A 6,028-nucleotide genomic window follows, 5' to 3' on the forward strand; every position below is an offset into this window, starting at 1 on the left:
CTTATCAAGAATTTATGTATTTTTCCATCCAAGTCTCAATCCCTTTTACGTTCGCAACCAACGCTTTATTAACTGGTGTTGCGACATTACTTTTCTCTCCCCATCGGACAATTGCTCCATTGATATAATCGATTTCTGTTTTTTGGCCTTTTTCAAGACTTTGCAGCATGGATGTTTTAAATTCATATGGTAATCCTGCTGCTGCTTTCAACCAAATATCTTCGGGATCCTCTGTTGATAAAATAACGCCGTTTGCTTTAGCAACATTTATACCCTCTAAAATAGCTTCAAAAGCACAATCTCTAATTTCAGGCAGTTGGTATAAATCTCCATATGGTAATTTCGTAATACCACATAAAGCCCCCGTTGCCACATTAATTAAAAGTTTGTCCCAAATCATTCCTGTGATATTGCCACTAACCTCTGTTAATAACCCGCATTTTGTCAATATATCTGCGACTCTCTGAATCCTTTTTGTTTTTTCGCCATTCATCTCACCAATAAAAGTAATCTTTCCCTTTGTTCCGGCAATCACATGTCCTGGTCCAAGTAATACGCCGCCAACATAAGTTTTTCCACCGATAACACGCTCGTTGCCAATAACCTCGGCAATGGTTTCCTCATTTCCAAGACCATTTTGCAATGACATGACCAATGTATCTTCCCCAATAATGGATGAAGCATTTTCAATCGCATTTCTTGTATGAAAAGACTTCACCAATACTATTACAAGATCCGCTGCTCCAATTCCCTCACAGTTTGTTTGGGCATTTACCCTAACAGCCCTATCATTCGTTCCATCCCTAAGAATCAGCCCCTTTGTATTGATTGCATTCACATGATCGGCCCGTTGATTTATTAAATAAACATCTTGCCCTGCCTCCGCCAGAGTGCCGCCAATGGAACTTCCTAAAGCACCTGCGCCAAGTACACAGATTTTCATTTATCTCACTCCTTTGCATTGCTTAATTTTCAAAAAACTTTAATATATGCTGTGCCACCACGCACAATTCTTTATTTTGATTGTAAATTTCAACCTTGGCATATGACTTTAATGATTCTTGATCAACTTCAGTAATCGTATAAACAGCTGTAACTGTATCGCCAAAATATACTGGTCTTGTAAAACGTAAACGATCGTAGCCATAGGACACACTTGGCATTTCTGCTTTCGCCTGGGTTTGAATTAATGTTGATGCCGTACTTCCAAGTGCAAAAGTTAATACCCCATGTACAATCCGCGTCTTATATGGCGTTGTTTTCATAAATTCTTCATTCATATGCATTTGACTAAAATCGCCGGTAATCCCAGCAAACAAATAAACATCTGATTCACTAATTGTTTTGGTATAAGAAACCGTATCTCCTACTTCAAAAGGGACTTTCTTACTCATAATCTTCCTCCTAGCAATCATTTAATATAGTATGAACAAATCTCTTATACTTCCATTTGCTCCCAATCATTTTTAATTCCCATATCATCTGCAAAAAATAATCTGCTATGCATTTCTTTTAAATCAGCAGAAATTTGAGGTCTAAATGACATTTTCTCAATGATTTGAGTTTCTATATCAATTCCAGGTGCTACTTCACATAATTCCAGTCCGTCTGTTGTTAAGCGGAAAACGGCTCTTTCCGTGATATAGAGAACTTCCTGCCCTCTTTTTAATGCATCCCTTCCATTAAAGGTAAGTTCTTCAAGTTGAGGAAGGAGTTTCTTGAATCGGCCTTCTTGTTCAATTTGCAGCTTACCTTTTTCAATCTTCGTTTTAAGGCCGCCGGCTGTCAGTGTTCCACAAAAAACAATCTTTTTTGTATTTTGACAAATATCTATAAACCCGCCTGTGCCCATGATTTTCCCATTAAATTTATGCACATTGACATTTCCTGCTTGGTCCAGTTCTGCAAAGCTTAAGAAGCAGATGTCAAGACCACCGCCATCATAAAAGTCAAACTGTGAAGGCATGTCTAACAATGCATGGGTATTGATACTTGCTCCAAAGAAAATGCCTTGTGCGGTGACACCGCCGATTGGTCCAGTTTCCACCGTTAAGGTAAATTGTTCATCAACACCTTCTTCACGAGCTACACTTCCAATTCCATCGGCAATTCCAACACCAACGTTTCCCACATTTCCTGGTTTAACTTCAAACAATGCACGCCGAGCGATCATTTTTCGATGATTAAGCGGAAGCCGGGTAACTTCACTTGTTTCCGCGATATAATCTCCCGACATAAAACGATTAACTCCACCCGTGTACAGCTGTGATTGTTCTTCATCAACAACGACAATATCGACGTTGTAGCCTGGAATTTTTATCGATTTTGGATGAAGAGTATTTGACTTTACTACCCTTTTTACTTGTGCAATGACAAGCCCTCCATTGTTATGAACAGCCTGGGCCATCGCTAAAGTATCCAGATACGCAATTTCATCTTCCATACTGATATATCCTTCACGATCTGCCGTTGTTCCGCGGATAATGGCAACATCAGGTCGAATCGCTGGATAGAACAGCCACTCTTCACCATTAATTTCCATTAATTTAATAAGATCTTCTTTGGTACAATCATTTAGTTTTCCACCCTTTTGCCGTGGGTCAATAAATGAACCTAAGCCAACATGGGTTAATATTCCAGGCTGTCCAGCTGCGGCGGCTCTAAATAATTGACAAAGTACACCTTGCGGGAAATTATATGCTTCGATTTCATTATTTTCAGCCATTTCACAGAGTCTTGGGGATTGTCCCCAATGTCCTCCAACTATTTTTCGTACTAGTCCTTTTTTGGCAAGTGGTGACATTCCCCTGTCGGCCCGGTCGCCTAATCCTGTTGTATGGATAAACGTTAAATCTTTTGGCAAATGTGTTTCTTCATATCTTTTTGACAATGCTTCTATAAGCTTAGTAGGCTCTAGTAGACCCCCACCAGCTCCGCAGATAGCAACTATTGCTTCATTTGGGATATACTTTACAGACTCTTCAGCGCTAAGTACTGTCACTAAATTCCCCTTTTTCTTTGGCTTTTCCAAGATAGTCACTTCCTTTCTGTTTTTTAAAACATTTGTTCCTTTACATAATCAACGGGCATTTCTTGACATGTCCAAAGTTCGAATGCTTTAGCTCCCTGCCATAGCATCATGCCCAATCCATTGATTGCTTTACAGCCAACAGATTCAGCTATTTCAAGCAATTTCGTTTTTCGGGGATTATACACAACGTCTGAAACGATTAACTCTGGACGAAGCCATGATGAGTCTGGGATTATACTCTGTCCTTCAAGAGGATTCATCCCAACCCCGGTTGCATTTGTTAAAATATCACTGCTTCCAATAGACGATCTAAGAAGTTCTGTATCTTCGATATGATGAACCGTTGCCTTACAATTACCATCGATTTCATTGTTAATAATGTCCGCATTTTTTAAAGCCCGTAGATATGATTCATCCTCCCGGTTGAAAATGTGAATTTCAGATGCACCGTCAATAGCACATTGAATCGCTACAGCTGAGCCAGCACCTCCCGCGCCCATAAGTGTCATTTTCTTTCCTTGAATGTCTACACCACTTTCCTTTAATCCACGTACATACCCTATACCATCTGTGTTATAGCCAATTAATTTTCCATTTTCATTCACGACAGTGTTTACCGCACCAACAAATCTTGCAGCTGGTGTTACCTCATCTAAGTAAGGTAAAATTTTCATTTTGTTAGGCATAGACACGTTAAAACCACGCATGTTTAGTGCACGGAATCCTGCCAATACATCTTCTATTTGTTGATTCGCCACTTCAAAAGCCATATAAACGTAGTTAAGACCTAGTTTACGAAATGACGTATTATGCATCACCGGTGATAAAGAGTGTCCAATTGGGGTTGCAATTAATCCTATTAATTGAGTTCTTCCATCAATTCGTCCTTGATCTACCATAAAAAAACTCCCTTATATTCCCCTTATTTTTAATACCTAATTTAGATTAATCTAACTTCTTCATAATCAATACCTATGGAAACGTTTACAATTTGATTATTTAAAAAACTTAATTAAATATGAACTTACTGCCTTTTGAAATCATTTTATTATACGTTGCAATCAATAATCCAATTGGTAATTATTATTTACTTATAGGTTTTGCCTATAATTTATCAAAACAAAGTGTATTTATTATTAATGAAACAAAGAGAGCTAATTATAACAGTTTATCTAGCTCTCTTTTAATTACTATTTCAATCAAATTTGCTGATTATTATTTTCTATGATAAAGTCTCGAAACCGTTGAACAATTGGAGGCAGATCTCTGTTTTTTCTAGTTGCCATGTAAATAGACTGCTGATAAATAGGCTCTTTAGTAGGAAGGATTTTTATATCAAAATAGTTCAATGTGGAAACAAGCGGAAGAATCCCAATACCTTGATTTGCTTCGACTAAACCTATCAATGCATTATCTTCGGCTACCTCACAGGAAATTTCAGGGACAATCCCTGCTCCTGCAAACAATTTATCTAAAATCGGTCGCAGGCCACTGTTTTTATTAAAGCAGACAAGCTTGTAACCTGCGATATCTTTTAATTCAACAAATTCGCGTTCTGTCAGTGGATGATTCTTATCAGTGATTAACACGATCTCTTGTTTGGCAAGCGGTAGCAATTCAATATCTGGTTCATTTTCAATGTTAGTGCAAAACGCAATATCATAATTTTCTTCCTTGAGACCTTTAATGACCATTTGTGTTGTCCCCTGATAACAGGAAAAAGCAATTTCCGCATTAGAGTTTTCATTTACAAACTGTTGAATCAATGACGGTACAAAATTGGTTCCCAGTGAATAAATAAAGGCAAGGTCGATTACACCAGAGGTTGTACTTATCAATTTTTGAAGGTTTTTCTCCCCCTTTTCAATTTCAGTTAGTCCTTTCTCAACATACGGTAAAAACGATTGTCCATATTTGGTTAACTTTACATTACGCCCTTTTCTTTCAAAAAGCTTAACACCCAACTCTTTTTCAAGTTCTGAAATAGCTTGGCTAAGACTGGGCTGTGTAATAAATAGCTGCGAAGCTGTCCTTGTAAAATGTTCCGTTTTAGCTAATAATCGAAAATATTGTAATTGTTTAAGATTCAAACGTGCCAATCCCTTTCAAAAGGATTAATCTCACAAAGATATGTTATTAATCACTTTTTATTTTTCCTTTCTTCTCTTTTTTATTATTTTACTATGATGTTTCAAATACAATAAATTTTTACTAGATTAATCTAAAGTGGTTCTTTATTAACATAAAAATCAAATCTAAATATGTAATTAAGTAGATTTGATGCTATTCCTTAGCCCAAAAAACACAAACCACTATATATGGTTTGTGTTTTTTGGGCTAAGGAATAGCAATAAAAAAAAGATTGTCTAATAACATGGTAATAATTTAACGCTTTAAAGTAAAGATCATTTTTTGATTTATAATAATCTACATAGATTAAGTAAATGGTAAATTATTTTATGAACACTATTAATTTAAATATTTACTCTTACTAACAGTAAAAACAGTGTTTCACTTCTTATCATATACCTATCTATCTTTTACTTCTCCTTTAAAGAATTATTATATTCATAAAAATCCTACAGAAAATATATAAGCATTTAATGTTATTTTATTTTTAATAGGATAAACTTTATTAAAAATACAAAAGCAATGCCTTTTATATAAAGAAGTAAATGAATAAACTAGTTTTTAAAAATAAAAGTTTTACTATTTACTCTAAGTGACGACAAATATGAACCTTTTCTATAATGTAAGTAATGGTTAATGCTATATCAAATAAAATATTTTTATTATTAATTTTTTATATAACATAAAATTAACTATTGGATTTGAGTCAATAATTTGGACACAAAAAAGTTAAGTCTTAAGCTATTTTTCTCATTTGATCCTCAATTGCTTGAGGGGTTTGATAGCCAAGGCTACTATGGATTCTGTTTCGGTTATACCATCCTTCTATAAACTGAAATATGGCTAATTTTGCAGCTGAATAGTCTG

General features: G+C 35.7%; 5 protein-coding genes. All 5 read right to left on the reverse strand.

The annotated features are described in order from the left end of the window. Positions 1-4: 4 nt before the first annotated feature. A complete protein-coding gene (locus tag ACLHDF_RS23385) occupies positions 5-943 on the reverse strand; it encodes a ketopantoate reductase family protein (RefSeq protein WP_413920867.1) in 939 nt (312 codons plus the stop codon). Between the two features lie 22 nt (positions 944-965). Beyond that, positions 966-1,394 carry a MaoC family dehydratase gene (locus ACLHDF_RS23390; protein ID WP_413920868.1) on the reverse strand — a complete coding sequence of 143 codons (429 nt, stop codon included), beginning with the start codon at positions 1,392-1,394 and terminating at the stop codon, positions 966-968. Positions 1,395-1,438: 44 nt separating this feature from the next. After that, entirely contained in the window at positions 1,439-3,031 is a 1,593-nt protein-coding gene (locus ACLHDF_RS23395) for an acyl CoA:acetate/3-ketoacid CoA transferase (RefSeq protein ID WP_413920869.1), read from the reverse strand. A gap of 23 nt (positions 3,032-3,054) precedes the next feature. Next, positions 3,055-3,930, reverse strand: coding sequence for a shikimate dehydrogenase (locus ACLHDF_RS23400; RefSeq protein ID WP_413920870.1), 876 nt, complete (start codon positions 3,928-3,930; stop codon positions 3,055-3,057). Between the two features lie 300 nt (positions 3,931-4,230). After that, the gene (locus tag ACLHDF_RS23405; RefSeq protein ID WP_413920871.1) at positions 4,231-5,121 is read right to left on the reverse strand and encodes a LysR family transcriptional regulator; all 891 of its coding nucleotides are present in this window, start codon (positions 5,119-5,121) and stop codon (positions 4,231-4,233) included. Positions 5,122-6,028: the final 907 nt, after the last annotated feature.

Source organism: Priestia megaterium (assembly GCF_046599315.1).
Taxonomy (GTDB): domain Bacteria; phylum Bacillota; class Bacilli; order Bacillales; family Bacillaceae_H; genus Priestia; species Priestia megaterium_F.

Coding starts and splice junctions, on each gene's coding strand:
- ACLHDF_RS23385 (WP_413920867.1), bottom strand. CDS start 943: ATGAAAATCTGTGTACTTGGCGCAGGTGCTTTAGGAAGTTCCATTGGC.
- ACLHDF_RS23390 (WP_413920868.1), bottom strand. CDS start 1,394: ATGAGTAAGAAAGTCCCTTTTGAAGTAGGAGATACGGTTTCTTATACC.
- ACLHDF_RS23400 (WP_413920870.1), bottom strand. CDS start 3,930: ATGGTAGATCAAGGACGAATTGATGGAAGAACTCAATTAATAGGATTA.